Origin of the sequence: Rhizobium sp. Pop5 (assembly GCF_024721175.1) — a bacterium.
Classification (GTDB): domain Bacteria; phylum Pseudomonadota; class Alphaproteobacteria; order Rhizobiales; family Rhizobiaceae; genus Rhizobium.
In genome coordinates this window covers 73,768-100,694 of the sequence record NZ_CP099399.1, presented here as the reverse complement: position 1 = coordinate 100,694, position 26,927 = coordinate 73,768, and the positions used below count along the sequence as shown (strand labels likewise).

The 26,927-nt window shown below is 61.6% G+C and carries 26 protein-coding genes, 1 tRNA gene and 1 pseudogene; 8 read left to right on the top strand and 20 right to left on the bottom strand.

What is annotated here, in order from left to right; genetic code table 11:
* Positions 1 to 54 precede the first annotated feature (54 nt).
* Positions 55 to 708 (bottom strand): TetR/AcrR family transcriptional regulator, encoded by a 654-nt coding sequence (locus NE852_RS02685; RefSeq protein WP_008524383.1) that lies wholly within the window; start codon positions 706 to 708, stop codon positions 55 to 57.
* A 99-nt stretch (positions 709 to 807) separates the two neighbouring features.
* On the opposite strand from NE852_RS02685, the gene NE852_RS02680 reads away from it, so the two are divergent.
* Positions 808 to 1,632: an NmrA family NAD(P)-binding protein gene (locus NE852_RS02680; RefSeq protein WP_008524384.1), complete on the top strand. Its 825-nt coding sequence runs from the start codon at positions 808 to 810 to the stop codon at positions 1,630 to 1,632.
* Between the two features lie 2 nt (positions 1,633 to 1,634).
* Positions 1,635 to 2,117: a DUF1772 domain-containing protein gene (locus NE852_RS02675; RefSeq protein ID WP_008524386.1), complete on the top strand. Its 483-nt coding sequence runs from the start codon at positions 1,635 to 1,637 to the stop codon at positions 2,115 to 2,117.
* A 35-nt stretch (positions 2,118 to 2,152) separates the two neighbouring features.
* On the opposite strand, the gene NE852_RS02670 is transcribed toward NE852_RS02675, so the two are convergent.
* The 7 genes from NE852_RS02670 to NE852_RS02640 form a co-directional block, all read right to left on the bottom strand.
* A complete protein-coding gene (locus NE852_RS02670) occupies positions 2,153 to 2,689 on the bottom strand; it encodes a glyoxalase superfamily protein (protein WP_008524388.1) in 537 nt (178 codons plus the stop codon).
* 190 nt (positions 2,690 to 2,879) lie between these two features.
* Positions 2,880 to 4,058 carry a GGDEF domain-containing protein gene (locus NE852_RS02665; RefSeq protein ID WP_037170877.1) on the bottom strand — a complete coding sequence of 393 codons (1,179 nt, stop codon included), beginning with the start codon at positions 4,056 to 4,058 and terminating at the stop codon, positions 2,880 to 2,882.
* A gap of 235 nt (positions 4,059 to 4,293) precedes the next feature.
* Positions 4,294 to 5,334: a dihydroorotase gene (pyrC, locus tag NE852_RS02660; RefSeq protein WP_008524392.1), complete on the bottom strand. Its 1,041-nt coding sequence runs from the start codon at positions 5,332 to 5,334 to the stop codon at positions 4,294 to 4,296.
* A 142-nt stretch (positions 5,335 to 5,476) separates the two neighbouring features.
* Positions 5,477 to 6,109 carry a nucleoside triphosphate hydrolase gene (locus NE852_RS02655; protein WP_008524395.1) on the bottom strand — a complete coding sequence of 211 codons (633 nt, stop codon included), beginning with the start codon at positions 6,107 to 6,109 and terminating at the stop codon, positions 5,477 to 5,479.
* Positions 6,106 to 6,888, bottom strand: a complete 783-nt coding sequence (locus NE852_RS02650) for an ATP-binding cassette domain-containing protein (protein WP_258156178.1) — start codon at positions 6,886 to 6,888, stop codon at positions 6,106 to 6,108. The genes NE852_RS02655 and NE852_RS02650 overlap by 4 nt, the downstream gene beginning before the upstream one ends.
* 2 nt (positions 6,889 to 6,890) lie before the next feature.
* Entirely contained in the window at positions 6,891 to 7,955 is a 1,065-nt protein-coding gene (locus tag NE852_RS02645) for an ABC transporter permease (protein ID WP_008524398.1), read from the bottom strand.
* A gap of 151 nt (positions 7,956 to 8,106) precedes the next feature.
* Positions 8,107 to 9,126 (bottom strand): sugar ABC transporter substrate-binding protein, encoded by a 1,020-nt coding sequence (locus tag NE852_RS02640; RefSeq protein WP_008524399.1) that lies wholly within the window; start codon positions 9,124 to 9,126, stop codon positions 8,107 to 8,109.
* A gap of 228 nt (positions 9,127 to 9,354) precedes the next feature.
* On the opposite strand from NE852_RS02640, the gene NE852_RS02635 reads away from it, so the two are divergent.
* Together NE852_RS02635 and NE852_RS02630 are read left to right on the top strand one after the other, a co-directional pair.
* On the top strand, positions 9,355 to 10,602 hold the full coding sequence (locus NE852_RS02635; protein ID WP_008524400.1) for an ROK family transcriptional regulator: 1,248 nt from the start codon (positions 9,355 to 9,357) through the stop codon (positions 10,600 to 10,602).
* On the top strand, positions 10,586 to 11,053 hold the full coding sequence (locus tag NE852_RS02630) for an RbsD/FucU family protein (protein ID WP_008524401.1): 468 nt from the start codon (positions 10,586 to 10,588) through the stop codon (positions 11,051 to 11,053). Before NE852_RS02635 ends, NE852_RS02630 begins: the two co-directional genes overlap by 17 nt.
* Positions 11,054 to 11,056: 3 nt before the next feature.
* On the opposite strand, the gene NE852_RS02625 is transcribed toward NE852_RS02630, so the two are convergent.
* The 9 genes and pseudogenes from NE852_RS02625 to NE852_RS02590 all read right to left on the bottom strand — a co-directional run bounded on the left by NE852_RS02625 (position 11,057) and on the right by NE852_RS02590 (position 19,346).
* Positions 11,057 to 12,094, bottom strand: a complete 1,038-nt coding sequence (locus NE852_RS02625; protein WP_008524402.1) for a 4-hydroxyproline epimerase — start codon at positions 12,092 to 12,094, stop codon at positions 11,057 to 11,059.
* A 51-nt stretch (positions 12,095 to 12,145) separates the two neighbouring features.
* On the bottom strand, positions 12,146 to 13,396 hold the full coding sequence (locus NE852_RS02620; RefSeq protein ID WP_008524403.1) for an FAD-binding oxidoreductase: 1,251 nt from the start codon (positions 13,394 to 13,396) through the stop codon (positions 12,146 to 12,148).
* Positions 13,397 to 13,475: 79 nt separating this feature from the next.
* A complete protein-coding gene (locus NE852_RS02615) occupies positions 13,476 to 14,753 on the bottom strand; it encodes an alpha/beta hydrolase (RefSeq protein WP_008524404.1) in 1,278 nt (425 codons plus the stop codon).
* A 462-nt stretch (positions 14,754 to 15,215) separates the two neighbouring features.
* Positions 15,216 to 16,097 (bottom strand): aldo/keto reductase, encoded by an 882-nt coding sequence (locus NE852_RS02610; protein WP_258156177.1) that lies wholly within the window; start codon positions 16,095 to 16,097, stop codon positions 15,216 to 15,218.
* Positions 16,098 to 16,402: 305 nt separating this feature from the next.
* Positions 16,403 to 17,035, bottom strand: a complete 633-nt coding sequence (locus NE852_RS02605) for a TetR family transcriptional regulator (protein ID WP_008524410.1) — start codon at positions 17,033 to 17,035, stop codon at positions 16,403 to 16,405.
* Positions 17,036 to 17,054: 19 nt separating this feature from the next.
* On the bottom strand, positions 17,055 to 17,726 hold the full coding sequence (locus NE852_RS02600; protein WP_258156176.1) for a class I SAM-dependent methyltransferase: 672 nt from the start codon (positions 17,724 to 17,726) through the stop codon (positions 17,055 to 17,057).
* 285 nt (positions 17,727 to 18,011) lie between these two features.
* Positions 18,012 to 18,317, bottom strand: a complete 306-nt coding sequence (locus tag NE852_RS02595; protein WP_008524414.1) for a hypothetical protein — start codon at positions 18,315 to 18,317, stop codon at positions 18,012 to 18,014.
* A 153-nt stretch (positions 18,318 to 18,470) separates the two neighbouring features.
* Positions 18,471 to 18,826: pseudogene (locus NE852_RS32605) on the bottom strand (cell surface protein).
* 199 nt (positions 18,827 to 19,025) lie between these two features.
* On the bottom strand, positions 19,026 to 19,346 hold the full coding sequence (locus NE852_RS02590; protein ID WP_008524416.1) for a hypothetical protein: 321 nt from the start codon (positions 19,344 to 19,346) through the stop codon (positions 19,026 to 19,028).
* 218 nt (positions 19,347 to 19,564) lie between these two features.
* Here NE852_RS02590 and NE852_RS02585 point away from each other — a divergent pair, with 218 nt between their 5' ends.
* Positions 19,565 to 20,107, top strand: a complete 543-nt coding sequence (locus NE852_RS02585; RefSeq protein ID WP_008524417.1) for a hypothetical protein — start codon at positions 19,565 to 19,567, stop codon at positions 20,105 to 20,107.
* 64 nt (positions 20,108 to 20,171) lie between these two features.
* Here NE852_RS02585 and NE852_RS02580 read toward each other — a convergent pair.
* The 3 genes from NE852_RS02580 to NE852_RS02570 all read right to left on the bottom strand — a co-directional run bounded on the left by NE852_RS02580 (position 20,172) and on the right by NE852_RS02570 (position 24,050).
* Positions 20,172 to 20,248: transfer RNA gene (locus NE852_RS02580), tRNA-Arg, on the bottom strand.
* Positions 20,249 to 20,373: 125 nt separating this feature from the next.
* Positions 20,374 to 21,894 (bottom strand): ATP-binding protein, encoded by a 1,521-nt coding sequence (locus NE852_RS02575; protein ID WP_258156175.1) that lies wholly within the window; start codon positions 21,892 to 21,894, stop codon positions 20,374 to 20,376.
* Positions 21,895 to 22,055: 161 nt separating this feature from the next.
* Positions 22,056 to 24,050, bottom strand: coding sequence for a methyl-accepting chemotaxis protein (locus NE852_RS02570; RefSeq protein ID WP_008524429.1), 1,995 nt, complete (start codon positions 24,048 to 24,050; stop codon positions 22,056 to 22,058).
* Between the two features lie 430 nt (positions 24,051 to 24,480).
* Here NE852_RS02570 and rpmH point away from each other — a divergent pair, with 430 nt between their 5' ends.
* The 3 genes from rpmH to yidC are packed head-to-tail and all read left to right on the top strand — an operon-like array spanning position 24,481 to position 26,831.
* On the top strand, positions 24,481 to 24,615 hold the full coding sequence (gene rpmH / locus NE852_RS02565; RefSeq protein WP_008524438.1) for a 50S ribosomal protein L34: 135 nt from the start codon (positions 24,481 to 24,483) through the stop codon (positions 24,613 to 24,615).
* A 21-nt stretch (positions 24,616 to 24,636) separates the two neighbouring features.
* Positions 24,637 to 25,038 (top strand): ribonuclease P protein component, encoded by a 402-nt coding sequence (gene rnpA / locus NE852_RS02560; protein ID WP_008524441.1) that lies wholly within the window; start codon positions 24,637 to 24,639, stop codon positions 25,036 to 25,038.
* On the top strand, positions 25,038 to 26,831 hold the full coding sequence (gene yidC, locus NE852_RS02555) for a membrane protein insertase YidC (protein WP_258156174.1): 1,794 nt from the start codon (positions 25,038 to 25,040) through the stop codon (positions 26,829 to 26,831). The genes rnpA and yidC overlap by 1 nt, the downstream gene beginning before the upstream one ends.
* Positions 26,832 to 26,927: the final 96 nt, after the last annotated feature.

Below are 26,927 nucleotides of genomic sequence, written 5' to 3'. Positions count from 1 at the left end.
CACTCAAGCGGCAATAGCAGCAAGAGCGCCCGGTTTCCAGACGGAAGACTGCCGTCAGCCAAGCAGCCGATCGATATCGGCAACCTGCATCCGCTTGAAAAGCGCGATTGCCTGCGCACCCTTTTCCCCGTCCAGCGAAACCGCATAACGCACCGCGGCTGCGAGCAGCTGCATCGTCAGCCTGGCGACGGCCAGAAGCTCGGCTTCCGTCCGCTCCGGCCACAGCCGTTGTAACACCGAAAACAGGGCCTGTGCATGGAATTCCATGTCCTCGGCATCGACCTCCTGAAGCAGCTTGTCCGTATGGGTCGCATGCCAGATATCGCGCATGACGGGTTCGCGGCGGAAGAAGGCGTAATATTCATCGGCGATGACGCAGAGCGCAGTGCGCAAATTATCAGCGTCCCTCACCTTGGCCAGCTCGTCGGCCACGCATTGGCGGCCCTGCTCGTTGAAACGCTCGGCAAGCGTACGGATGATCGAGGTCTTATCCGGAAAATACTGATAGAGGGCACCGAAGGAAAGCTCAGCTTTTTCAACGATTTCGCTCATCTTCAGGGCATCACTGCCGTTCTTTTCGATGAGCTCGGAGGCGACCGCGAGAATTTTTTCGAAGCGATCACGGCCGCGCTGCTGGCTCGGAATGCGGCGCGGCTGGCCGGTCGGTTCCTGCTGACGTCTACGCTTTGCGACCATTTCTTCCGCCATCTTTCCATCCTTTCGACCGTTGACAAACAAAATAAGAGAGTTTATCTCATTTTGCAAATGAGAGAGTTTCTCTTGTTTTAACCAAGGAGGAGTTTCGACATGCAAAATTCCGAAATCGTTCTGATCGGCGGATCGGGGAAAACCGGCGGGCGCATCGCAGCAAGACTGGAAGAGCTTGGCCTGCCCGTGCGCAAGGCATCCCGCTCCACGACACCTGCTTTCGACTGGGAGGACCGCTCGACCTGGCGTGGTGCGCTCGAGGGCGCGGCAAGCGCCTATGTCGCCTTCCAGCCGGATCTCGCCGTCTCCTGGGCGGCCGGGTCTATCGGCGAACTTTCCAGGATTGCACTGGAATGCGGTCTGCAGCACATCGCACTGCTCTCCGGCCGCGGCGAAGAGGGAGCCCAGCGTAGCGAAGAGGCCGTCAAGGCATCCGGGATCGACTGCACGATTCTGCGCGCCTCCTGGTTCTGCCAGAATTTCAGCGAAGGCGCCTTCCTGGAGCCGCTCATCGCCGGCAAGCTGCAGCTTCCGGCGGGCGACATCAGTGAACCCTTCATCGATGCCGGCGACATTGCCGATGCAGCGGTGGCGGCGCTTACCGATGCCAGGCACCGCAACAGAATCTATGAGCTGACAGGCCCTCGCGCCCTGACCTTCCGCGAAGCCGTCCGTGAGATCGCTGCCGCCGCGGGGCGTCCCATCGCGTATGAAGAAGTATCGATGGCGGATTTCGCCGCGGGGCTTTCGGCCGCTGGAACGCCTCAGCCTGTCATCGCGCTTCTCGAAGAGCTCTTCGGCCAGGTGCTCGACGGGCGTAACTCACAGGTCATGAGCGGCGTCACCGATATTCTCGGCCGTCCCGCAACCGATTTCAGCCACTATGCCCGCCGCGCCGCGGCAACCGGAATATGGAGCGCCTGACGATGCAGATCCTTCTCGTCCTATGCCTTGTCGCTGCCGCTATCGGCAGCGGTCTCGTCGCCGGCATCTTCTTCGCCTTCTCGACTTTCGTCATGACCGCCTTCTCGCGCATCCCGGCGGAACAGGGCATTGCCGCTATGAACTCGATCAACGTCACGATCGTCCGCTCGCCCTTCATGGCGCTCTTCGTGCCGACGGCGATCCTCTGCATCGTCATCGCGGTGCTGGCGATGATCGACTGGCGCGGCGGGCTATCCTCGCTGATGCTGTCCGGCGCAGCATTCTATCTCGTCGCCTCGTTCCTCTCGACCATCGTCTTCAACGTGCCGATGAACGATGCACTCGCGAGGGTGAGCGGCAACTCGCCGGAGGCGACGGCGCTGTGGGCCACCTATCTCAGGGACTGGACGTGGTGGAACCACGTGAGAACCATCGCATCCCTACTCGCCTCGGTCGCCTTCATCCGCGCGCTGATGATCGCGTAATAAAGACGGAGGGGAGGTGCCCCTCCGCCGCTTGATTACGTCTGCTCGCAGAAGGCGATGCGGTTGCTGAAGGGGTCGATGACAGTCATTTCGAGCCCCCACGGCGCTTCCTCCACACCGGGCTTCATGTAGCGATAGTCCTTGCCTGAGAGTTCGGCGTGATAGGCCCGGATATTGGCGACGCGGACGAAGGCCTTGGCACCGGGGCTGGCGTCGCCGGAATGTTCACTCAGATGCAGCGTCATGCCGTCGCGGGAGACCTGGCAATAGAGCGGGAAGTTTTCCCCGAAGCGGTGTTCCCAATCGAGGGTGAAGCCGAGAAAGCCGCAATAGAACTCCATGGCCTTTTCCACCGAGAAGATGCGGAAGATCGGCGTCGGCGGCTCGATGCCGATCGCCGAGCGAGAGGCGCCTGCCTCGCCGATCTTCGCCGAGAGGATATTCCATTGATCGAACCCGAACTGCCTGGCGACGATTTCAAGCGTCTCGCTGTGGGTGAGGGAAATATCGCGGTCGGCGAGAGCCTGCCGCAATGTCTTTGCCATGAGCTTGGCGTCGCGAAAATTGCGCATGATGTCATCCTTCCGTTGGCGGCAAACAGGAAGATCAGTGCCCGCGTCTGCTGACCCGTTCGCCATCAATCGCCAAACGGCAAGGGATGTGAAGGATGTTACCTGGATGCATTCACCATAACGCCTGGGCGTCGCGGGGCGGCTGGCCGCATCCGGCCGATGACGACGTTAGGAGAGGATCGGGCGGGAATCAAGATGCCGTGCGCGACACGCCTGCCGGGATCGCCTGCAGGTGGCCGGCAAGCTCGACCCGGTTGCGGCCCGCACGCTTGGCGGCGTAGAGCGCCTTGTCGGCGGCGCTCAACATCGCGTCGAAATCCCAAGATTTCGAGCGGCCGGGCGCCACGCCGACGCTGACCGTGCATTTCAGCACCTCGTCGTCGATATGGATTTCGCGCGATTCGAACGCCCTGCGGATGCGCTCCGCCGCAAGTTCGGCGCGGCCGGGCATGATCTCCTTCAGCACCAGTGCGAATTCCTCGCCGCCGAGCCGCGCGGCAGTATCGCCGTTGCGGCAATGGGCGGCAAGCTCGCCGGCGAAGACCTTGAGCACGCGGTCGCCGGCGGCATGGCCGAAGCGGTCGTTGACGGATTTGAAATGATCGATGTCAAAGAGGATGACGGCAGTCGTCGTGCCCATCGGGCGCGTGCCGTGCTCGTCGAACAGGGCGCGGCGGTTGAGCAGGCCGGTGAGCGGATCGGTGATCGCTTCAAGACGATGGCGGGCCGCAAGCCGCCACTGATGCAACGCCAGCGACAATGCGCCGATCCCCGTCATGCCGGCGATGCAGACGGCGAGGCTTAGATCCTCCGCCCAGTTGCTCGGCGCCTTTCCGAGCACGAGCTTGCCGTCCGATATCAGCACGGCGGCACACAAGACAAAGGAGATCGCGGTCAGGGTATATAGCGCGGTGAGGCCGAGGAGCGGCGCCGGCGCCTCGGCGCGGGCGAGCCAATATTGCCGGGCGGTGGCAAAGAGCAGAAGAGCGATAGCGAGATTGTCTGCGATGAAGGCCAGACCGTCATAACCTGACAACATCGGTACGATGGAGAAAACCATCGCCGCGAGCGCGCGGACCGTGATGGCCGGGATGGACAGGCGGCCGGTGAGGAATTGCTTGCCGGCGCCCCAGATGGTGGCAAAGCCGGCATGAAACAGCGCGAAACTGGCCACGCAAAACCATGTCTGCGGGCTATTCACATAGGCGCTGTAAACGAAAATACCACTGACGACGAGGACAAGACCGATGGTGGCGGTCAGCAGCACCGTTTCAGAGCGGCGGACCAGCCAACTGCCCATCAGCGTCACGGCGAGACATGCCGCCGAAACGCCGAGCGCCAAGAGGAGGGAGTTATAGTCAAGCATCATGCTCTTCAGTCTCCGCAGCAATTCAAAGTGCTGCAGCATCCTTTGCGCGTCTGAAAAGATGCGCGGCGCTGTGGTATCGCGCCGAATGCTGGCAGCTTATAGGGCCCGTGACGAGAAATGTCTTATGCATCCGTTAAAAAATGATGCACCGCACAAAGCAAATGTTACGCGTTTAACGTCACGCCGAGGGATAAGATGAATATTCTATTTAAAATTGAAAACGCTGAATCGATATCTAGGTCATCACCCGCCAATGCAAGGGAAACATCGGATCGAAGACCGTCACCGGACCGGCTCCGGTTTCTATCTTGGCGGGAAAGGAGACCGGCTCGGCCTGTCTGGTCAACGTGATGCTATCCTCGTTCGCGGGCATGCCGTACCAGGCCGGCCCGTTCAGCGAAGCGAAGGCTTCGAGCCTATCCAGAGCGTCCTCCTGTTCAAACACGTGGGCGAGGCAGCTCATCGTATTGATCGAGGTGTAGATGCCGGCGCAGCCACAGGCGCATTCCTTGAGCGGATCGACATGCGGAGCGGAATCCGTGCCGAGGAAAAAGCGTGGATCGCCGCTGGTCGCGGCTGCGCGCAAGGCCAGCCGGTGGTTCTCGCGCTTGGCGACTGGCAGACAGTAATAATGCGGGCGGATGCCGCCGACGAGGATGGAGTTGCGGTTGATGATCAGGTGGTGGGTGGTGATCGAGCCGGCGAGATTGGCTTTGGCCGCCTTGATGTAATCGATACCATCAGATGTCGTCACATGCTCCATCGTCACCTTGAGCTCCGGCAGCCGATGCCGCAGCGGATCGAGCACCGTCTCGATGAAGACGGCCTCGCGGTCGAAGATATCGACCTCCGGGGTCGTCACTTCGCCGTGAACGCAGAGCGGCAGGCCAATCTCAGCCATGCGCTCCAGCACCGGCATCGCCTTTTCCATATCCCGCACCCCGCCATGCGAATTGGTGGTGGCGCCGGCAGGATAGAGCTTGACGGCGGTGATCAGGCCGCTCCTGGCGCCCTGCTCGACATCGTCGGGGCTCGTATGCTCGGTGAGATAAAGCGTCATCAGCGGCTGAAACCGGTGGCCCTCCGGCAGGGCCTTGAGGATACGTTCGCGATAGGCCGTGGCGTCGGCAGTAGTGACAACGGGCGGCACCAGATTGGGCATGATGATCGCGCGGGCGAAGGTGCGACTCGTATCGGCGATCACGCCTTCCAACATGGCGCCGTCGCGCAGATGCAGGTGCCAGTCATCAGGACGGCGGATGGTGATCGATTGCATGGCGGACCTCCGAAAGTATGCGTCGAGGTCTCGATAACACTAAAGCGCGTCGCATAGAACTTGATTCATGCGGCGCGCTTTCGTCGTTTTTCATGGAGGTCGTTGGGAAAGGCGGCACACTTCCGGGCGACATGCCGCGGCATCACGCCAGCGCGATCTCCAGCGTCACATCGGCCGGGCGGCGGTTTTCGAGGATCAGACGGCCATTCGGCAGATCGTTGCCGTAGACCTTGGCGCTCGCCTCTTCCTCGCTGAGCTTATAGCCGCGCCAGCGATCCCAAAGACGCTCTTCCAGCACCTCTATCGGCGGGGCAAGCATGATCGTGTAATCGAAGATGCCGTCGAGTTCTGCCCATTTGCCCTGGGTGAAGAGCAGGTAATTACCCTCGATGATGATGAAGCGATCCCTGGGATCGATCGGCCGGGCCGAGGCGATCGCAAGCTCGCGGGACCGGTCGAAGACCGGAACGAGGACTTCCTGGTCTGCAGGACGGACGGCGCGGACGATATCGAGAAAGCCGCGGACGTCGAAGGTCTCCGGAATACCCTTGCGGGCAAGCAGGCCGCGTTCGATCAGGATGGCGTTGTCCATGTGGAAGCCATCCATCGGCAACACGGCGGCGGTCTCGCCCTTCTCCTTCAGCGCTGCCGCCAGGTTATCGGCCATGGTCGATTTGCCGGAGCCCGGCGGTCCGGCGATGGCAATCAGGAAACGCCTGGCATCGCCGGCGCGGTCAAGCACCTCGCCGGCGATTTCGTCGATGCCTACGCTCATGCAGCGACGGGCTCCGTCGGCACCGCCTTGGCGCCGGTCATGAAGGCGACGGCGTCGGACATGGTGTATTCCTTCGGATCGATCACCGTCAGCCGCCGGCCGAGTCGGTGGATATGGATCCGGTCGGCCACCTCGAAAACATGCGGCATGTTGTGGGAGATCAGCACGATCGGCAGGCCGCGGGCGCGCACGTCGAGGATCAGTTCCAGCACGCGGCGGCTTTCCTTGACGCCAAGCGCGGCCGTCGGCTCATCCATGATGATGACCTTGGAGCCGAAGGCGGCGGCGCGGGCTACCGCAACGCCCTGACGCTGACCGCCCGAGAGCGTCTCCACGGCCTGGTTGATGTTCTGGATGGTCATCAGGCCGAGTTCGGTAAGCTTATCACGCGCCAGCTTTTCCATGGCCGGCCGGTCGAGCATGCGGAACATGGAGCCGAGCATACCGGGTTTGCGGATCTCACGGCCGAGGAACATGTTGTCGGCGATCGACAGCGCCGGTGACAGAGCGAGGTTCTGATAGACCGTTTCGATGCCAGCTTCGCGGGCCTCCATCGGCGAGCGGAACTGGACCTGTCGGCCTTCCAGCGTGATCACCCCCTCGTCAGGAGTGACGGCGCCGGAGATCGCCTTGATGAGCGAGGACTTGCCAGCGCCGTTGTCGCCGATGACGGCGAGGATTTCACCGGGATAGAGGTCAAAATCGGCATTGTCGAGCGCGGTCACCCGGCCATAACGCTTGACGAGACCGCGCGCGGTGAGAAGAGGTTCGCGAGCCATGGTTACACCGAAACCTTTCTGATCCACTGATCGATGCCGACGGCGGCGATGATCAGCACGCCCGTCAAAAGGACTTTCCATTGCGGGTCGGCGCCGAGCATGTTGAGGCCCATCGAAACGACGCCGACGATCATCGCACCGAAGAGCGTACCGAGAATGGAACCGCGGCCGCCGAAGAGCGAGATGCCGCCGATCACGGTCGCGGTGATCGCCTGGAGGTTATAATCGGTGACGGCCGAGGACGGTGAGATCGAGCCGTTGCGGCCGATCGAAACCCAGGCGGCGAAAGCGGCGATGACGCCCGATATGGTGTAGACGGTCAGCAGCACCTTCTTGGCTTGAATACCAGAAAGCTTGGCCGCCTCCGGATCGTCGCCGACCGCATAGACATGCCGGCCCCAGGCCGTGTGATTGAGCACATACCAGAGCACCAGGACGAGCAGCACCATGGCGACGACGCCGAGGGTCAGCACGGCGCTGCCAAGCTTGAAACTCGCGGCGAAAAGATGCAGCAGCGGCGCCTGTTCGTCGACATCGGTGTCGCGGATCGTCTCATTGGCGGAATAGATGAAATTCGTCGCCATGACGATATTCCACGTGCCGAGTGTCACGATGAAGGGCGGCAGCTTCATATAGGCGACGAGGAAGCCGTTCAGCAATCCACACAGGCCGCCGACAAGGAGGCCGGCTGCCACCGCAATCGGCGTCGGTATGCCGTAGGAGATGGCGACATTGCCCATGATCACGGCCGAAATCACCATGATGACGCCGATCGAAAGATCGATGCCGGCAGTCAAGATGACCAGCGTCTGGGCCGCGCCGAGAATGCCGACGATGGCGATCTGTTGCAGGATCAGCGTCAGCGTGTAGGACGAGAAGAACCGTCCGCCGAGGGCGATCCCGAAGATGATGATCGCCAACACCAGCACGATCAGCGGCACGGCGGCCGGCGTCGAGTGCAGAAAATGCTGGGCGCGCTTGATCAGCGAAACATTCTGGTGCTCGAAGGCGGCGACGTTCTTGTCGCTGCCGTCGAGGACGCGTTCGAATTCCTGTGCTCCGGTCATTGTTCCTCCTCCGCATCCGCGCGCCGAACTCGCGCGGAGGCCGTCACCCTTGTTGATCCGTTCATTGCTTAGCCGGTGGGCGACGGCACATCGTCCGTCCAAAACGGCCGGGGATCAAGCCCCGGCCGTTTTCTCTTTCAAAAGATCGGGCTCAGCCCCAGCACTTGGCAGTGCCTTCCTTGGTGTCGATCGACTTGACGCCGGAGACCGGCTTGTCAGTGACGAGCGAGACACCGGTGTCGAAGAAGGACTTGCCTTCCGTCGGCTTCGGCTTTTCACCACTGTCGGCGAACTTCTTGATCGCCTCGATACCAAGCGACGCCATCAGCAGCGGATATTGCTGCGAGGTGGCGCCGATGACGCCGTCCTTGACCGACTTGACGCCGGGGCAGCCGCCGTCGACCGAGACGATCAGCACGTTCTTTTCCATGCCGACGGCCTTCAGCGCCTGATAGGCACCGACAGCGGCCGGCTCGTTGATCGTGTGGATGACGTTGATGCTCGGATCCTTCTGCAGAAGGTTTTCCATGGCCTTACGGCCGCCTTCCTCGTTGCCGTTCGTCACGTCATGGCCGACGATGCGCTTGTCGTCTTCGTCGCCGATCTTGTTCGGGTTCTTCGGGTCGATGCCGAAGCCGATCATGAAGCCCTGGTCGCGCAGAACGTCGACCGTCGGCTGCGACGGCGTCAGGTCGAGGAAGCCGACCTTGGCGTCCTTGGCCTTGTCGCCCATCGTTTCCTTGGCCCACTGGCCGATCAGCTTGCCGGCGAGCAGGTTGTCGGTGGCGAAGGTGGCGTCGGCGGCATCGGCCGGCTCGAGCGGCGTGTCGAGCGCGATGACCAGCAAGCCGGCATCACGCGCCTTCTTGACCGAAGAGACGATGCCCTTGGTGTCGGAAGCGGTGAGCAGGATGCCCTTTGCGCCGTCGGCAATGCAGCTTTCGATCGCCGCGACCTGGCTTTCGCTGTCACCGTCGACCTTGCCGGCATAGGACTTCAGCGAAACGCCGAGTTCCTTGGCCTTGGCCGTCGCGCCTTCCTTCATCTTGACGAAGAAGGGGTTGGTGTCGGTCTTGGTGATCAGGCAGGCGGAAACATTAGCCGCCATCGCCGGAGCGGAAAAAGCGACACCAAGCGCGAGCGCGCCGAAAGCGAGAACTGATTTCTTCATGGACTCCTCCCAGAGTTTGCCGGCACCGCCCCTGCGGTCCGGAACTGCTAAAATGACACTTCGCCGTGGAGCGCCCAAGGCCCCCACAAACTGTCCCGTGCCCTTGACGATGGCAATTAAGAGCGAAAAGAAATCGGCTTGTCAATAAATAAATCCGATTGAATTATTAATTCGATATGGCATGCTCGGCGCAAATCAGGCATAGGCCAACGATCGGGAGGAGCGGCCATGTCGTCCTTGGATGGACCGGAGAACACACCGGGCCCGCCGCCAATTCTAAATCCGGCCGGAGGCGCGAACCAGGTCAGGGTGCGGGCGTATAACGAGCGGCTCGTGCTGTCGCTGGTGCGCCTTTACGGCGCGCTGTCGAAGGCCGATATCGCGCGCCGCAGCGGGCTCTCGGCGCAGACCGTCTCCGTCATCATGCGGGTCCTGGAAAAGGAAGGGCTGCTTTCGCGCGGCGCGCCGGTGCGCGGCCGGGTGGGCCAGCCGTCGATCCCGATGCATCTCAACCCGGACGCCGTCTATTCCTTCGGCCTAAAGATGGGCCGGCGCAGCGCCGATCTGGTGCTGATGGATTTCGTCGGCCGCATCCGCATGCAGCTCCACCGGACCTATGCCTACCCGCTGCCGAACGAGATCCTGGCCTTCGTCACCTCGGGCATTCGGGAGATCGAGGACCGACTCGATCAAAAGCAGCGCAGCCGCATCGCCGGTCTCGGTATCGCCGCGCCTTTCGAGCTCTGGAACTGGGCGGACGAAGTGGGCGCGCCGGCGGGCGCGATGGAGGTCTGGCGGGACGTCGACCTACAGGCGGAGGTCGCCACGCGTGTCTCCCATCCAGTCTTCCTGCAGAACGATGCGACCAGCGCCTGCGGAGCCGAACTCGTCTTCGGCGTCGGGCCGTCCTACCCGGATTTCGTCTATTTCTTCATCGGCTCCTTCATCGGCGGCGGCATCGTGCTGAATTCAGCGATCTTTTCCGGCCGCACCGGCACGGCGGGCGCGATCGGGCCGCTACCCGTCCGCGGCAAGAACGGCGAAACGAAACAGCTGCTTGAAATCGCTTCGATCTTCGTACTCGAAAACATGCTGCGCGAACGTGGCATCGATCCGCAGCCGCTCTGGTATTCCGCCGACGACTGGGTGGATTTCGGCGAGCCTATGGAAACGTGGATTCAGGATACCGCCAAGGCGCTGGCGCAGGCGATCGTGGCGGCCGCCTCGATCGTCGATTTCAGCGCAGCGGTGATCGACGGCGGCTTTCCCAACTGGGTGCGCAGCCGCGTCGTACAGGCGACGATCACGGAAGCCGCCAAGCTCGACCTGCAGGGCGTCGTCATGCCCGATATCATCGAGGGCGCGGTCGGCGCCCAGGCGCGCGCCATCGGCGGCGCCAGCCTGCCGATCTTCGCGCGCTACCTCACCGACCAAAACGTACTCTTCAAGGAGGTTGACCATGCTGAAGGAACTTGATCCGCTCTTGAGCCCGGAATTGCTTTTCACGCTTCGCGCCATGGGCCACGGCGACGAGATCGCCATCGTCGACGGTAACTATCCCGGCGTCGAGCATGCACGCCGGCTGATCCGGCTTGACGGCCATCACCTCATCCCGGTTCTGAACGCCGTGCTCAGCGTGCTGCCGATCGACGATTTCGTGCCCGAGGCGATCTTCCGCTCGACCGTCAAGGCCGAGCGCGACAAGCTCGACCCCGTGCACGAAGAGATGATCGCCTGCTGCGCGAAGCACGAACCGCATCGGCAGGTGGTGCCTCTCGTCGGCCAGGATTTCTACGGCCGCGTCAAGGCCGCCCACGCGCTGATCCAGACCAGCGAGCCCCGGCTCTACGCCAACATCATTCTGCGCAAGGGCGTGATCTATCCGAAGGAGAACACCCACACCGAGGTCGATCCCTTCGTCTATTGACGCTCAAATCTCCCCGGCTGATGGTCCCCAGACATCGGTCAGCGCGAAACCACCGGGATGCGGGTCGAAGGGGTCGAGCGCCACCTGGGTCAGGCCGAAGGTGAAGCCGCGGCCGGTGATGGTGGGGATGACGGCCGGGCGGCCGGCCACCTCGGTCACCGCCTGCAGGCCGACCTCGAATTCCGAGCCGATGATCGACTTCGACCTGAAGACGTCACCGACCTTGGCTTTGCCGCGGGCATGGAGGGTTGCGAGATTGGCGGAATTGCCGGTGCCGCAGGGCGAGCGGTCGGCCCGGCCCGGCCACATGGTGGTGCAGGTGCGCACGGTGCCGTCCGCTTCCGTATCGCGGAACATCACATAGGCGATGCCCGATATGGCCGGGATCTCGGGATGGACGACCTTGATGTCGCGGTTGATCAGTTCCTTGAGGATCATGCCGGCCTGGACGAGGGCGGCGGCATTGGCCTTCTCGATCGTCAGGTTGATCTGGCCGACGTCGACCAGGGCATAGAAGATGCCGCCGTAGCAGATATCGGCCTTGATCTTCCCCCAATGCGGCGTGTCGAATTCGACGTCGAGTTCATGCACGAAGGAAGGCACCATTGTGAGCCTGACCTTCTCGCAGCGCCCATCCCGGCAGGTCGCCGTCGCCTTGACGAGGCCGGCAGCGGTTTCGAGGGTCACTATTGTCTCCGGCTCCTTCATCTCGACGATGCCCGCTTCGAGCAGGGCCGTGGTCACGCAGATCGAATTCGAGCCGGAACTCGCATGCGCCTGGTCGGGCTGCAGGATGATGAAGGCGGCGTCCGCTTGCGGGTGGCGCGCCGGCAGCAGCAGATTGACGGAACCGATCGGGGCGCCGCGCGGCTCCAGGCAAAGGAAGCGGCGAAGCTCATCGCCCTTCGGATCGGTATTCAGCCAGTGCAGCTGAGCGGCGATGGTATCGCCGGGGATCTTCGGAACGCCGCCGATCGCGACGCGTCCGATCTCGCCTTCGGCGTGAACATCCAGCAACTGGATCGTGCGCTTCCATCTCATATCGAAAACTCCAGTTCAGAGGCGGCAAGTGAGGCCATCAGCGCTGCTTGTCTAGTACCGGTCTATGCGGAACGGGCTCATGTCGACCGCCGGCTTCGCTCCGATTACCATATCGGCGATCAGCCGCGCTGTCGTCGCCGAATAGGTCAGGCCGAGATGGCCATGGCCGGTCGCATAGAAAACACCTGGCATCTTCGACGAAGGCGAAATGATCGGGATCGTATCGGGCAACGCCGGGCGATGCCCCATCCATTCCGACGCCTCCTCGACCTTCAGCCCCGGCAGGGCGCGCTGGGCATGGCGCACCAGCACCCGCGGACGACGAAAATCGGGAGCGGCGTGAAGACCGGCCAGTTCGACATTGCCGCCGACGCGGATGCCGCCTGCCGTCGGCGTCACCATGAAGGCACGATGCGGCCAGATCACCGAGTAGCGCATGGAGATACCCGGCTTCATGATCTGCGTGTGATAGCCGCGCTCGGTTTCAAGCGGGATCGGCTCTCCGAGTTTTGCAGCAAGAAACCGGGTGTGCACGCCGGCGGCCAGCACCACCGAACCGGCCTCAATGCGCCTGCCATCCTCGAGGAGAACGACGGCTGTGCCGTCGCCGCTGCGCTCGATATTCCTCGCAGTGCCGGAGACGAAGACCGCACCTCCTTCGAAAGCCGCGTCGGCCAGCTTCACCACCAGCTTGTGAGGATCGCGGACCGATTTGTTGTCCGCCAGCAGCACAGCGCGGGCGATCGCCGGTGACAGCGCGGGCTCGTAATATTGGATGGCGCCGTTGCTCAACACATCGAATTCGAGACCGTAGCGTTGCATCAGGGCGAGATGGGCGCGATCAGCGGCGAACTCCGCCTCCGTCTCGTAGATCGCCAGACACCCCTCCTCCGTTAACAATTCGGGCGCGCCAATCGCCTGAAGCATTTCCTTGAAATCGCCGAGCGCCCGGTGAGACAGGCCCATGCCGGCATCCTCGATTTCTCTGAGACGCGAGGGGCGGCCGGCGGCGAGGAAGCGCAGGAACCAGGGCAGCATCTTTGCCGCATAGGAGGGCCGCAGCCAGACCGGACCTTCGGGATCGAGCAGCCAGCCGGGAATCTTCTTCCATGTCAAAGGGCCGGAACCGGCAGCAAAATCGAGCGCGATGCTCGCCATATTGCCGTAGGAGGCGCCGCGTCCCGGTTCGCCTTTGTCGATCAGCGTTACCTGCAGGCCGCGCCGCTGCAGTTCGAAGGCGATCGACGCGCCGACCACCCCCGCGCCGACGACAATTACGCTGTTCTTCATCTCATCCGCCATGTCATCAACCCATCACACGGCAGACAAGATCGCCGCAGCGAAACTGATATATCACATCGGCGGTCATGCCTACGGATTTTTACTGACTTTCGGGAAGGCTTGCGCCGACACTGTCGCCGACCGAACCGACGGTATTGTCCATCGACTGGCCGAGACGCTTCAGCTGTGCGTCGTAATTGCGCCGGGTGCGCGGATCGAAGATCGCGATCGGCGTGCTGACGGCGACACTGACGGCACTTCCGGCCGTCTGGGCAGCCCCCATCGCCACCGCACCGACGGCCTCGCCGAGGCCGACATTGGAATCGGTGATGGTCTGGCCGGCGATCAACCGATCGCCGATCAGCTTCACCACCTCGGGGCTTTCGGCGAACTTGCCATGATTCAGCCGGTCGCCGGTCTTGAGCTTGGTGAGATCGAGCACGGTGATGCCCGCGGCCTCCAGCTTGCTACGGTAGGGTTCGGCAGAGGGATCGATCTGACCGAGCCGGTCGACGTTGCCTGAAATGCGCCGTGACAGGGCAAGAGCCCGGTCATCCCTGGAGACGAAGATGGTGAAGTGCGGCTTATCCTTGCCAAGGCTGACGAACTGGCGGCCGAAGACATCGACGTCGAGATCCGGCGAGGCAAGGATGACATTGTTGATCTTGGCGGCAACATGTCCGTTGCGGATGGCCATCTGCCTGAGTGCTTCGACAGTCAGCCAGGTGCCCATCGAATGGGCCATGACGGTGATGTCGTCGATGGCGGGATTGGCAGCCGTCCGGGTCAGCAATTCCTCCAGCGCGTCGCGGGAATAGTTGGTGCTTTCCTTGTCGTAATTATAATCGAAGATGCTGGCACGCGAAGGCCAGGTGAAGACGACCGGGGCGACGTCGGCATGCGAATCGTGGACGATCTGCGCGAAGCGGTAGACGGCGTCTTCGTAGCGATTGTTGAAGCCGTGCACGAAAACCAGCACGCGGCGGCTTTTAGGCATATGACCCTTCAACCAGGTCTCGCCCGCCCGCTCACCTTCCAGCGGATCGACGGATACGGTGACGAAATCCTTGAGCGGATCGGCCGGCAGCCGTTTTGGCCACTGCACCTGGCCGACTTTGCGGTTGGCTTCCGGCGGGATGGAAACATCGACGGCATTGACGGTCAGCCCGGTGCCGCGTTCGCCGGAGAAAAGCACCGCCGGATTGTCGTCGGCAGCGCGCGTCGTCGCCACGAGAAGATCGACTTTCGACGTGCCCGGAGGCACGGAGCCAGCCGCCTGCATCACGCCGATCGGCCTGCCGCCGCAGCTGGCGAGCACAAGCGTTGCAACCAGAAGCACTCCCATAGCCGAGCGGGGCGCGCGCCATTTGCCGATCATGACCAATCTCCGGTTCACGCGCCGGACAGGCGGCACACGTCCAAATAGTCCGACGGCGCTTGCCGAGTCAAACCGGATGAAGGGGAAAGCTTGCGCGGAAAAGAAAAGAGCCCGGCGCGGGAGGAGGTGCGCCAGGCTCTCGATCCTGACTGACAACTGGGAGGAGGAGTGTTGTCAGTCCGATGTAAGAGCGCTGGGAGGAGGAGTGCGCTGCTTACGGAGATATAAATACCCAATTCATTTGATCGGGAATAGCGAAAATACCGCAATGCAGCAATGCATTGGGCGCAAGGCTTGCCTTCTAAAGGGCAGAGTGACGCCTCATTTTGCGGCATATTTGATCAAGTGGTCAAAATTTCGCCGAAAAATGAGGCCTCCCCGGTTGCAGCCCTCATCCGCCTGTCGGCACCTTCTCTCTGTTTTCTTGGAAAGGGTTAGGACGAGGGCAGCGGTCAGCGTAAATCAAGCAGCCTTGAACACCTTCCTGCCTTCGGCATCGAGGGCCGAAAATTCCTCGTCGGAGAGCGTGATATCCACGGCGGCTACGTTTTCCTCGAGATGCTTGACCTTGGAGGTGCCGGGAATCGGCAGCATTACCGGGCTGCGCTTCAGCACCCAGGCAAGCGCGACCTGGCTCGGCGCTGCGCCATGCTTTCTGGCGATCGTATCGAGCAGCGAGCCCGGCTTGGCGAGATCGCCGGCGGCAAGCGGATACCACGGGATGAAGCCGATATCATGCTTGGCGCAATAATCGAGCACGTCCTCGCTGGTGCGATCGACGAGATTATAGCGGTTCTGGACGGTTGCGACCTTGAAGTGCTTCGAGGCCGCCTCGATGTCGGCAACGGAAACTTCGCTGAGACCCGCATGACGGATGAGGCCGGCGTCGAGCAGCGATTTGATCGCATCGAATTGCTCCTTGGCCGGCACCTTCGGATCGATGCGATGAAGCTGCCAGAGGTCGATCTGTTCGACGCCGAGATTGCGCAGGCTCTTATGCACCTGCTGGATCAGATATTCGGGCCGGCCGACCGGCAGCCAGATATTCGGGCCGTGACGGGTCAGGCCGCCTTTGGTGGCGATGACGGATTTGGCGCCATAGGGATGCAACGCTTCCCTGATCAGCCATTCCGAGACATCGGGGCCGTAGGAATCGGCGGTATCGATGAAGTTGACGCCGAGTTCTGGCAGGCGCTTCAGCGTGCGGATGGATTCGTCGTGATCGTCGGGTTCACCCCAGATACCCTTGCCGGTGACGCGCATGGCGCCGAAACCGAGACGGTTAATCTCGATATCGCCGCCGATCTTGAAGGTGCCTGACTTTGCCGCGATGTAGCTGGACATGGTCTTTCCTCTCTCGGTCAATGAAATCGTTCAAAATCGATGGAACTGCCGAAAGCGGGAAACGCCCCCGCGTTCGAATTTCCCATGATCGGCGGCGACGCCGGCTGGTGATCATCCGCCTGTCAGGGCTATCGAGAAATGTGGCTGTAACTCCTGCACATATAGTACGGCGTCGACCGGATAACAGAGATGACGCTGAAAATTGCCATCGAACTCACGGCTTGGTTGCAGCGAAACCGGATAGCGAACTTCATCTGCAGCCGGCGGCGCCGCACGAGATCGTGCCGATACTCAGCTGACGTGCCTCACCTGTTCTTCGCCTCATCGCCGAACTCCGCCAGCATCTTCCAGAGTTCGGCGAAAGTCTCGTGAGCAAAATCCTGCAGCGAGGCGCCCGGCGGGCGCTGCTGCCAGAGTTCGCCGCCGACGCGCATCGCGCCGATGATGATCGCGGCGAGCATGCGCATGCGGGGCTGCTCCTGCGGATCGTTTCCCTTGCGCAAAAGCAGCGCCTCGGTGAGCTTCTGCTCGAGCTTGGCATATTTCAGCTGATCGCGAGCCTTAAGCGCTGGGGTGCGATGAATGAGCTCATGAAGCGCCAAGCCGCTCTCATCTATCGACTCGGCAACGGTTGCCGTGATCGCCGCCTCCACAGCCTTGACGGACGATTCTTCCACAGGTCTCGCCGCGACCGCCGCCATCAGGCGATCGGCAAAGGAATCCTGCCAGGCGAAAACGACCTCTTCCTTCGACGGGAAATAATCGAAGAAACTGCGCTTGGAGACATCGGCAGCCTCGGTGATGTCCTCGATCGTCGTGGCTTCAAAGCCGCGCCCCAAGAAGAGAGCCATGGCGGCCTGCTCGATGCGCTCGCGCGTCTGCCGCCGTTTGCGTTCCCGCCTGCCTTCCGTCGTCTTCGTCTGCTTGTTCTCAGTCATTCCCGCCCGACGATATTATTCAGCCGCCCGCGTCATTGGAGAAGGCGGTGATATCGTCGATCTCGGCTTCGCTCTTCCGATACCTCAGACGCTCGCGCGAAAGCTCCAGCGGCTCGCGGCGTGAAATCCTGTAGACCGAGGCCGGCGGCAGATTGCGCACCGTGCCGCCGATGCGCACCGCCTCCAATCCGAGACGATCGAGTATCGGCCGAGGCACCGGACAACGCGGCCCATAGGTAAACTGATAGACGGCCCCGCCCGGCCGCATATAGGTGAAGACGCCGGCCATGATCGCGGCGATCTTATCCGGCGACATGGACAGCAGCGGCAGGCCGCTGACAACGGCCCCGACCGGCTCACCCTCGAAAATATCGGCCTCGGCGAGATGGGCTGCATCCATCTGCAGAAGGCGTGCCGTCGGGAAACGCGACTGCAGCGCACTGATGAATTCCGGGCCGTACTCAATCAGCGTCAGATCGGCCTCACTGACCCCCCGCGCCAAAAGCGCACGGGTAAATACGCCCGTTCCCGGGCCGAGCTCGATGATCGGCCCGTCTAGCGCTGCAATTTCACTCGTCATAATCCTGGCAAGCGGATCGCCCGACGGCGCGATGGCGGCGACCCGAAGGGGATTGCTGATCCAGGAGCGGAAAAAATGCAGGAAATCGGAGCATGCAGTCTTTGCGATCATGATTGTCCCACCTGTCTGAAATTCGATTGATTATGAATGCGACCATCGTGGCTAGCATGGCAATTCCAAGGCAGACAGCGCTCTGCGCATCTGTTTCCACGTACTTTCCTTGTCAGCATTTAGTGTATTTTTGCATCTAGTGCAATATTATACAGAATCATGCCGCAATGCGGCGGACTTTCCTGAAGGCGAAGGGCTCGCCGAACTTGCAAAGACCCCTCCCCCGAGCTTAGTTGAAACGAAAAAGGCGGCCCTGAGCCGCCTTTCACGAACGCCGCGGCGTCCTCAGTAGTTGCAGCTGGAACTGCTCGTCGGGTTGAAGCCGAGCTTGCAATCCATGTTCAGCGGCTTCGTCGGCCTCATCATATAAGGCATGGTCGAACCCGTGGTGTCCGTGCTGCGCTGGCCGATGGAACCGGTCGTGCGCCTGTCGTGCTGTATTCTGGTTCCGTCCTGGACAACCGGACGCTCGGCTGCGGGCTGCTCGACAGCGCTCGACTGAAGGGGGGCGGCCCCGGCAGAGAAAGCCGAGAGGCCGAGAATTGCGCCGGCAGCAGCAGCCATCAGGCCAGTCTTGAAGGAAGTGATCATTGTGGTCTCCTTGGGAGGATTTGTGGAATTTACGCCGAGGAGTTAGGAAGCGGATCTGTCACATTCCACGGCGCCGCAAGAGAGGTCACAAACATGTGAGCGACGCCCCGATCATGAAAAGGCGGCCGGTCACCGCCTCGTTCATTTGCCGGCTCAATAGCCGTTATCACACGGCATGCTTCCGGGCTCGATCGATCCCGAAAACGTAGAGTTGCATATTGTCGCGGGTGCCGGGCTATTCACCGGCTGGCGGACGATGGAGCCTTGGTGCCAGCCTCGACGCCGAATGCGACAAGGGGATACCAGTGGCCATCGGAATGGCCGCGGGTGCCCGAGCGCTCGGTGCGGAAACCACGAAACCATGCAAGTAGCCGGCATGCGCTTCATTTTGCACCATTACGTCCGATACGGCGGAGATCGGAAGGCGCGGCTTGCACGGGAACCATCGGTACGAGAGCAAGAAGAGCGCCGAGCGCAACGATCGAAGAGGCAAGATTGAGCATTTTCACGATAAACCCTCCTTACTGAATTTATCTCGGAAAAATGCCTTCTCCATGCGGAGTTCCGCCGCGCAACGTAGCTTCCAAAACTCGTGATTGCAGGCGATCCGGCGTGACCAAATCACCTAAAAATGTGAAAAGGCGCGATTACGGGAATAGCTCAGGGGATGCTTGGACAGCGCCGTGACGAAACGTGAATTCTCTGTTCTCAATTCGCGTATAATGGCCGATAACCCTGGCCGGAGATGCAGGCGACATATTGCCGGTGAGCTGCGGCACGCGCGATCGTTTCCGCTTCCAGATCATCGGCCTGCGCGTACCCCGTCAGCTGCGCGCGCAACTCATACTGTTTCCTCGCCTCGTCATACATGGCGTTGCCATCAGTCACGCAAATGCTGTTCGCGACAGCGGCCGGATTGACCGGCACGCCGATCGCCAGGAGCACGGGCTCGTTCGCATGGTCGATGCAGCCGGCAAGAGCCATCATCATGGCCACCGCACCCAAAGCCCGAAAAATTCCCACCACCATGCATTCCTCCGGCCATACGCCTCACAGATCACCAGACCCGCAGATACATCAGGAAGGTTGCGCGAAACTAGGCTGGCCGCAGAGCCGCAGCGCCGCCAAGGGGAGTTCGGAACGGCGCGCCCGGCAAAACAACAATGAGTTGCATAACGGAGGGAAGCGTCTAGAGTTCCACCACTGACCTGATCGAAGGGACCAGCATCATCATCAAGGGTATTGTGATGAGCAAAGACGAAAGCCCGGCACCGAAGAAATCGTTTCTGGAGCGCATGACGGGCACGACCGCCCAGATCACCGCGCTGCTCATCGCCGTAACCGCACTGCTCACACAAATTCCAAGCCTCACCAAGACGGGCCGCGATGCCGTCTGCTCCGTACTTTCCTGTTCCGAGATACACGACACGCAATCGCCGACCGACAGCCGGCCGGACACACCGCTGCCATCGGGCGATTCCAACAACAAGCTGCAGGCATTGGAGGCGGCAGGGATCAGCCGTGGCACTATTCAGCCGGATTGGCTCAACAATGAATACAGCCCTTACCCCTTCATTGGGGAGGCGCTTTTAAAGTTGCTGGACGGTAAGCGTCTTGTCCGGCCCATCACAATAGACACCCTCGTCGGGACCTATGAGTACCAGACGACATCGCCGCGAAGCGCTGCGGAAGTCGATATCGAGCATCTGAAGGCGTCCGTGGTCATGACCTACAACGAGACCTATGGCGAGACGCAGAGCGATTTCCAGGCGCTGCTGCGCACGCGTTAGGAAAACGGCCAACGGCGCCCGGTTTCCCGGATGCACGAACAATCATTTAAGGCATTGAAAGAAATGGCGCACCCGAAGAGATTCGAACTCCTGACCCCCAGATTCGTAGTCTGGTGCTCTATCCAGCTGAGCTACGGGTGCGCTTGCAGAAGCGGCCGTGCCGCTTGCGTGGGCGGTTCTCTAAAGGGTCCTTTCGGACAATGCAAGAGCATTTCTGAAAAAATCGCGTGTTTGTCTGCTGGCGGCTGGCGCGTTGCGAAACCACCTCACTTTTCCAGGTGTGCCCGGCTGCGGTAGTCCTCCAGCGAAACCGGGCGGTCGGGGATCTCGATGCGGAACTGCGTACCGACCGTCGGCTTTTCCACAAGCGCGATCGTGCCGCCATGGGCGAGCACCAGTTCACGGGCAATCGTCAGGCCGAGGCCTGTGCCGCCCGAGCGGGCGGAGCCTCGGAAGGCGGCAAAGAGGTTCTGGCGCGCCTTCAGCGGCATGCCGGGACCGGTATCGTCCACGGTGATGCTGACGACGCTGCCGACGCGCTGGGCCGACACCGTGATGCGCCTGATAGAACCCGGACCGCCCTCGCCCGGCGACGTCAGTGCCTGCAGCGCATTGCGGCAGAGGTTGTGGATGACACGGAAAAGCTGCTCGGCGTCGGCATCGACTTCGAGGTCGGCGCCGATCTGCTCGACGAATTCGATACCGGTCTGCGGCTCGATCGCTAGAATATCTTTGACCTCCTGGGTCAACTCCAACAGGTGCATGCGGCGGCGGCGCGGCGCCGATTCGCTCGCCTTGCCGTAGGACAGGACCTCTGTGGTGTAGCCGACGGCGCGGTCGATGGTGCGCAGGAGCTTCGGGGCGAAACTCTTGACCATGGGATCGTCGACGTCGACCAGCCGGTCCGACATCAGCTGTGCGGAAGCCAGGATGTTGCGCATGTCGTGATTGATTTTGGAAACGGCAAGCCCGAGCGCGGCAAGGTTCTTCTGCTGTTTCAGCGTCTTCTGCAGCTCCATCTGCATCGACGTCAGGTTGCGCCCAGCCACCGCCAGTTCGTCGCGGCCACCGTCGCCGATATAGACATGAGCCGGATTCTCCGGATCGGAGGAGAATTGCTGCATGCTGCCGGTCAGCCGGCGGATCGGGCCGATGAGGATGCGGTTGATCGAAAAAAAGATCAGCGTCGCCGTGAACAGCGAGATCAGCACCGACAAGAGAAGGACGTTGCGGGAATAGAAGAACATCGCCGTGCGCAACGGCCTATCCTTCATCACCACCTCGACGCCGGTGTTGGTATCGCCGACGGGCCCGTAGACGCGGATCATCCTGTTGCCGCCGAAGACCAAGGTGTCGAGCGCATCTCCTATCGCCGTCAGCGGCGGCACATCGGTCAGATCGTAGGATTCGTCGACCGACGTCGGCATGTCGGTGGTCGCCAGAAGCCGCGAGGTGCCCTCTTTGCGAAGCACGATCGCCTTGGTGCCCGTCGCCTCCAGCGTCTCCTTCTGCAGCGCGCGCGGCAACTCGATCGGTTGCAGCCCGTCGATGACGATGGCGGCGGCAGCGGCCGTGTTCAGCCTCTCCTGCAGCCAGCGCAGCCGCATGCTGGCGACCGACGGGAAAAAGATCAGCACTTCGGCGAGCATGATGAAGAAGACCGTGAGCCAGAGCAGCTTGCCGGATAGGCCGCCGAACATGCCCGCAGACGGGCACCGCGCCCTTGCGGCCTCACCGGCCGCCGGGATTTCCGCCGAAGGATTATCGCCCTGGTCTTTAATCGGCATTCTGGTCTCGCCCGATCGGCAGCGCGCGGCCGCCCTCACCATTGGAGCTCTATATTAGACCAATACGCTCCGCTTTCAAATCTTTGCGAGCGGTGTCACGTGGTCACAAAGAAAACGCCGCCCGGAGGCGGCGTTCGAAGACATGTCGTGGGCGAGAGAGATCAGAACTCTTCCCAGCTCTGTTCGGCCGCGGCCGTATTGCCGCCGAAGGCGCGGGCGACCTTGCCGATCGCCCGGCGGGCGGGCGAAGCGACGGGCCTCAGCGCCTCGTTGCGAACAAGCGCCACGGGTGCCTGCGCATTCGACAGCTTGAAGCGTGCGATGAGGCGCACCAGGCCGTCGGCTTCGGCAGACAGCTTGTGGGTGGCGGCGGAGGTCTCCTCCACCATCGCAGCGTTCTGCTGCGTCACCTGGTCCATCTGATTGACGGCGGTATTGACCTCCTTGAGGCCGGTCGCCTGCTCCCGTGCCGCCGTCGCGATCGAATGGATGTGGTCGTTGATCGCGATGACGCGGGTGCCGATTTCGGACAGCGCTTCGCCAGTCGCCTGGACGAGCTTGACGCCGACCTGCACCTCATCGCCCGACTTGGTGATCAGCGCCTTGATGTCCTTGGCGGCCGTTGCCGAACGCTGCGCCAGCTCCCGCACCTCCTGCGCCACCACCGCGAAGCCCTTGCCGGCTTCACCGGCACGGGCCGCCTCGACGCCTGCGTTCAGCGCCAGGAGGTTGGTCTGGAAGGCGATCTCATCGATGACGTTGATGATCTGGCTGATTTCGCGCGAAGCCTGCTCGATGCGGCCCATGGCCTCGACGGCATTGCCCACGACGACGCCGGAGCGGCCGGCATTCTCCTTGGCTTCGGACACCATGATGGTTGCTTCATGCGCCCGCTCGGTGGAATTCTGCACGACAGCGGTGATCTCATCGAGCGCCGCCGAGGTCTGTTCGAGGGCGGCCGCCTGCTGCTCGGTGCGCTTCGAGAGGTCGTCACTCGCATTGCGCAGCTCAGCCGTATTGCCGTTCATCGCTTCCGTCGTCTCGCGCACCTCGCGCATCGTCGCCTGCAGTGTTGCGAACGTATTGTTGACGTTCTGCTGCAATTCGGCGAAAGCGCCCTGGAAGTTGCCGTTCATCGTCTGGGTGAGATCGCCCTCGGCAAGGCTTGCGACGACGCGGCGGGTCTCGCCGATGCCGGCGTCGACGCTCGACAGCAGCGTGTTGATGTTGCCGGCGAACTGGTTGAGGCTCTCGTCCTCATAATCCTTGTTGATGCGATGGCTGAAATCGCCCGCAGCGGCCGCAGCCACGACCACCGACATGCTCGACTGCAGGTCGTCGCTCTTGGCGCGCATGGCCGTTTCCTGGGCGTTCAGGCGCTTGACGGCAAGGCCGTTCTCCTTGAAGACCGCAACTGCCGCAGCCATTTCGCCGATTTCGTCCCGACGGCCGGCAAAGGGAACATCGGCCTCGAAGTTGCCGTCCGCGACCTGCTTGATCGCATGGGTGACACGCTTGATCGGGCGGCTCAGATGGCTGGTGCCGATATAGAATCCCATGCCGATGCCGACCGCGATGCCGATGCCGGTGATGCTGAGGACGAGCATCAGCACCCATGTGCGGAAGCTCTCGATTTCGGCATCGACGGCTTCAAGCGCGGCCTTGTCGATGGCGACGACCGCGTCGATTTCCGCCTGGAAGGCCTTGCGGTTGGCGCGATTGGCCTCATTGTTGCCCTGTTTGCTGGCTGCCTCGGGGCCGACTTCCGTGCCGAGGCGAGCCGTTTCCGTGCGGAAGCTTCGGAATTCGGCGGCGCGGGCGACGAGCTTGGCAAAATCGTCCTTCTCCGCTTCGGGAACGAGCGGCGCCCAGCCGGCGACGACCTTATCGATCTCGTCGAGGTCGGCCATCAGGCCCTTTGCGAAATTCGGAGTATCCTTGATGTCCTTGGCGGCATAAATGCCGCGCGATTCCATGACCACCGCCGTGACGAAACGGTTGAGGCGCTCGCCGGCGTAGGCGCGGGCGGCGGCATGCTCATAAGCCGTGAGGTTGCTACTGTATTCGTGCATGGCGGACAATGCGGTTGCCCCGATCAGAAGCGCTACCGCGCCCATCACGGAAACCAGCAGGTTAATCTTGCCGCGGATCTTCAATGCGATGCCTCCTCGCTACACCCTTGCCTGGAAAGCGAATTCCCAGCCGATGATCTGAATATCGGCTAAATTTCTTAAAGTTACATTTCTAATGTTTACGATTATGGCTACCGAAAATTAGCCATTAAGGCCTGCTCCGCGGACCTTAGAACCCCGAAAAAGCAGGCGGCAGCGCCGAAAATTCTGCCCCCGCGACTGTGTTGCACAACCCTGCAGAGTGCATCAAAATTCTTAACACCAGCGTGCGAAAAATTGCACTTGAGCGGACTTTACTTGAAAATCTCCGGTATAATTGACTTTCACGGCCTTCATCCGTATAAGCCGCCGCACGTCCGGTCATTCAGGCCTTTCATGGCCCGCCCGTTCGAAAAACAACGCTCCTTGCATTCTGCAAATTCAAGAAGGGCCGCACTCCGCGGTGTTTAAATAAATGAAGCGTACTTACCAACCATCCAAGCTTGTTCGCAAGCGTCGCCACGGCTTCCGTGCGCGCATGTCCACGAAGGGTGGCCGCAAGGTCATCGCTGCCCGCCGCGCGCAGGGCCGCAAGCGTCTTTCGGCTTAAGGCCGGGTTGCCCGATAAGAGATGGCGGGCGAATTGACGACCAGAAATCAGAAACACGCTGTCGGGCGGCTGAAGAGCCGCCCGCAGTTTCTTGCTGTCCGCGAAGGCGAAAAACGCCGGGGCGGCCTCTTCCTTCTCGAAGTCCTCGACCGGAAGGAACCCGACAGCCAAGCCCGCGTCGGTTTTACAGTCACCAAGAAACATGGCAACGCGGTCGAACGCAACCGCATGCGCCGCCGCCTGAAAGAGGCGGTGCGGCTTCATGCGGGGTTTGCAATGCAGCCCGGACACGACTATGTGGTTGTCGCGCGCAGGGACGTGCTTGAGGCGTCCTTCAAAGAATTGGCTGCGGAACTGAAATTTCGCGTGGAAACCAAGCCGAAACACCGGCGCTCCGGAGACGGGCGCCCCAGGAACGTATGATGGAAAACAACCGCAATTACTTCATTGCGATCGCTCTCTCGGTGCTGATCGTCCTCGGCTGGCAGTTTCTCTATATGAATCCGCGCATCGAGGCTCAGCGCAAGGCGCAAGAAGCCCAGAAGGCGCAGCAGCAGACCGAACAGGTTCAGAAGCCCGCGGCAGGCGGCCAGGCACCGGCCCAGACGAGCGGCGCGGCACCTTCCGGCCAGGCAGAAGCGACGGCGACGCGCGAGCAGGCGCTTGAGAAGACCCCGCGCGTTGTCATCGACACGTCTGCGCTTTCCGGCTCGATCAACCTCGCCGGCGCTCGCCTCGACGACCTGAAGCTCAAGGCATATCACGAGACCGTCGACGACTCGAGCCCGACCATCACGCTGTTCAGCCCGGCAGAAACCAAGGACGGCTACTTTACCGAACTCGGCTATATCGGCGGCGACGCGACGGGTGCCGTTCCCGGCCCCTCGACGCTCTGGACCGCGCCAGAAGGCGCCAAGCTCACCGAAAAGACTCCGGTGACGCTTTCCTACACCAACGACAAGGGCCTGACGTTCACCCGCACCATCTCCGTCGACGAACGCTACATGTTCACCGTCGTCGACAAGATCGAGAATGCCGGGCAGGCTCCCGCCTCGCTCTCTTCCTACGGCCGCGTGACACGTTACAACAAGCCGACGACGCCGTCCGCCTACGTTCTGCATGAAGGCTTCATCGGCGTCATCGGCGACGATGGCCTCGTCGAAACCAAATATACCGCTACGGAGAAGGAGCCGGTAACGCCGGCGAAATCCACCGGCGGCTGGCTCGGCATCACCGACAAATACTGGGCTGCAACGATCATTCCGCCGCAGAGCTCCGCCTATGAGGCCCGCTTCTCGCATTTCAGCGATGGCCAGCCGCGCTATCAGGCCGACTATAAGGACGATGCCTTCACGGTCGCGCCGGGCCAATCGATCGAGCTCAAGAACCTCGTCTTTGCCGGCGCCAAGGAAGTGCCTGTCATCGACGGCTACGAGGTGTCCTACTCGATCCCGAAGTTCGACCGCCTGATCGACTGGGGCTGGTTCTATTTCATCACCAAGCCGATGTTCAAGCTGATGGACTTCTTCTTCCGCTTCTTCGGCAATTTCGGCGTGGCGATCCTGTGCACCACCATCGTCGTCAAGGCATTGTTCTTCCCGCTCGCCAGCAAGCAATACGCTTCAATGGCGAACATGAAGCGCATGCAGCCGAAGATGGAGGAACTGAAGGCGAAATTCGGCGACGACCGGATGGGGCTGCAGCAGGCGACGATGCAGCTCTACAAGGAAGAAAAGATCAATCCGATCGCCGGCTGCTGGCCTGTGGCGCTGCAGATCCCGATCTTCTTCTCGCTCTACAAGGTGATCTACATCACCATCGAAATGCGGCACGCGCCCTTCTTCGGCTGGATCAAGGATCTTTCGGCGCCCGATCCGACGTCGATCGTCAATCTGTTCGGCCTTTTACCCTTCGACGCGCCGACGATGCTGCATCTCGGCGTCTGGCCGCTGATCATGGGCATCACCATGTTCTTCCAGATGCGCATGAACCCGACGCCGCCCGATCCGACGCAGGCGATGATCTTCAACTGGATGCCGCTGGTGTTCATGTTCATGCTGGCGAGCTTCCCGGCCGGCCTCGTCATCTACTGGGCCTGGAACAACACGCTCTCGGTGCTGCAGCAGTCGGTGATCATGAAGCGCCATGGCGTCAAGATCGAGCTCTTCAACAATCTGAAGGGCCTGTTCCGACGAAAAGAAGCGCCATCGAAATGAACCTTTGCCAAGCCCCGCTCCGGCGGGGCTTTTCATTTCCAGCCGCCGAAGCTTGACATCTGTCCGCAAAACCACGAAGCCCGATAAAAGACCGAA

Excerpts from the sequence above, each read along its gene's own strand:
- NE852_RS02685 (WP_008524383.1), bottom strand. The coding sequence starts at position 708 with ATGGCGGAAGAAATGGTCGCAAAGCGTAGACGTCAGCAGGAACCGACC.
- NE852_RS02680 (WP_008524384.1), top strand. The coding sequence starts at position 808 with ATGCAAAATTCCGAAATCGTTCTGATCGGCGGATCGGGGAAAACCGGC.
- NE852_RS02675 (WP_008524386.1), top strand. The coding sequence starts at position 1,635 with ATGCAGATCCTTCTCGTCCTATGCCTTGTCGCTGCCGCTATCGGCAGC.
- NE852_RS02670 (WP_008524388.1), bottom strand. The coding sequence starts at position 2,689 with ATGCGCAATTTTCGCGACGCCAAGCTCATGGCAAAGACATTGCGGCAG.
- NE852_RS02665 (WP_037170877.1), bottom strand. The coding sequence starts at position 4,058 with ATGATGCTTGACTATAACTCCCTCCTCTTGGCGCTCGGCGTTTCGGCG.
- pyrC (WP_008524392.1), bottom strand. The coding sequence starts at position 5,334 with ATGCAATCGATCACCATCCGCCGTCCTGATGACTGGCACCTGCATCTG.
- NE852_RS02655 (WP_008524395.1), bottom strand. The coding sequence starts at position 6,109 with ATGAGCGTAGGCATCGACGAAATCGCCGGCGAGGTGCTTGACCGCGCC.
- NE852_RS02650 (WP_258156178.1), bottom strand. The coding sequence starts at position 6,888 with ATGGCTCGCGAACCTCTTCTCACCGCGCGCGGTCTCGTCAAGCGTTAT.
- NE852_RS02645 (WP_008524398.1), bottom strand. The coding sequence starts at position 7,955 with ATGACCGGAGCACAGGAATTCGAACGCGTCCTCGACGGCAGCGACAAG.
- NE852_RS02640 (WP_008524399.1), bottom strand. The coding sequence starts at position 9,126 with ATGAAGAAATCAGTTCTCGCTTTCGGCGCGCTCGCGCTTGGTGTCGCT.
- NE852_RS02635 (WP_008524400.1), top strand. The coding sequence starts at position 9,355 with ATGTCGTCCTTGGATGGACCGGAGAACACACCGGGCCCGCCGCCAATT.
- NE852_RS02630 (WP_008524401.1), top strand. The coding sequence starts at position 10,586 with ATGCTGAAGGAACTTGATCCGCTCTTGAGCCCGGAATTGCTTTTCACG.
- NE852_RS02625 (WP_008524402.1), bottom strand. The coding sequence starts at position 12,094 with ATGAGATGGAAGCGCACGATCCAGTTGCTGGATGTTCACGCCGAAGGC.
- NE852_RS02620 (WP_008524403.1), bottom strand. The coding sequence starts at position 13,396 with ATGGCGGATGAGATGAAGAACAGCGTAATTGTCGTCGGCGCGGGGGTG.
- NE852_RS02615 (WP_008524404.1), bottom strand. The coding sequence starts at position 14,753 with ATGATCGGCAAATGGCGCGCGCCCCGCTCGGCTATGGGAGTGCTTCTG.
- NE852_RS02610 (WP_258156177.1), bottom strand. The coding sequence starts at position 16,097 with ATGTCCAGCTACATCGCGGCAAAGTCAGGCACCTTCAAGATCGGCGGC.
- NE852_RS02605 (WP_008524410.1), bottom strand. The coding sequence starts at position 17,035 with ATGACTGAGAACAAGCAGACGAAGACGACGGAAGGCAGGCGGGAACGC.
- NE852_RS02600 (WP_258156176.1), bottom strand. The coding sequence starts at position 17,726 with ATGATCGCAAAGACTGCATGCTCCGATTTCCTGCATTTTTTCCGCTCC.
- NE852_RS02595 (WP_008524414.1), bottom strand. The coding sequence starts at position 18,317 with ATGATCACTTCCTTCAAGACTGGCCTGATGGCTGCTGCTGCCGGCGCA.
- NE852_RS02590 (WP_008524416.1), bottom strand. The coding sequence starts at position 19,346 with ATGGTGGTGGGAATTTTTCGGGCTTTGGGTGCGGTGGCCATGATGATG.
- NE852_RS02585 (WP_008524417.1), top strand. The coding sequence starts at position 19,565 with ATGAGCAAAGACGAAAGCCCGGCACCGAAGAAATCGTTTCTGGAGCGC.
- NE852_RS02575 (WP_258156175.1), bottom strand. The coding sequence starts at position 21,894 with ATGCCGATTAAAGACCAGGGCGATAATCCTTCGGCGGAAATCCCGGCG.
- rpmH (WP_008524438.1), top strand. The coding sequence starts at position 24,481 with ATGAAGCGTACTTACCAACCATCCAAGCTTGTTCGCAAGCGTCGCCAC.
- rnpA (WP_008524441.1), top strand. The coding sequence starts at position 24,637 with ATGGCGGGCGAATTGACGACCAGAAATCAGAAACACGCTGTCGGGCGG.
- yidC (WP_258156174.1), top strand. The coding sequence starts at position 25,038 with ATGGAAAACAACCGCAATTACTTCATTGCGATCGCTCTCTCGGTGCTG.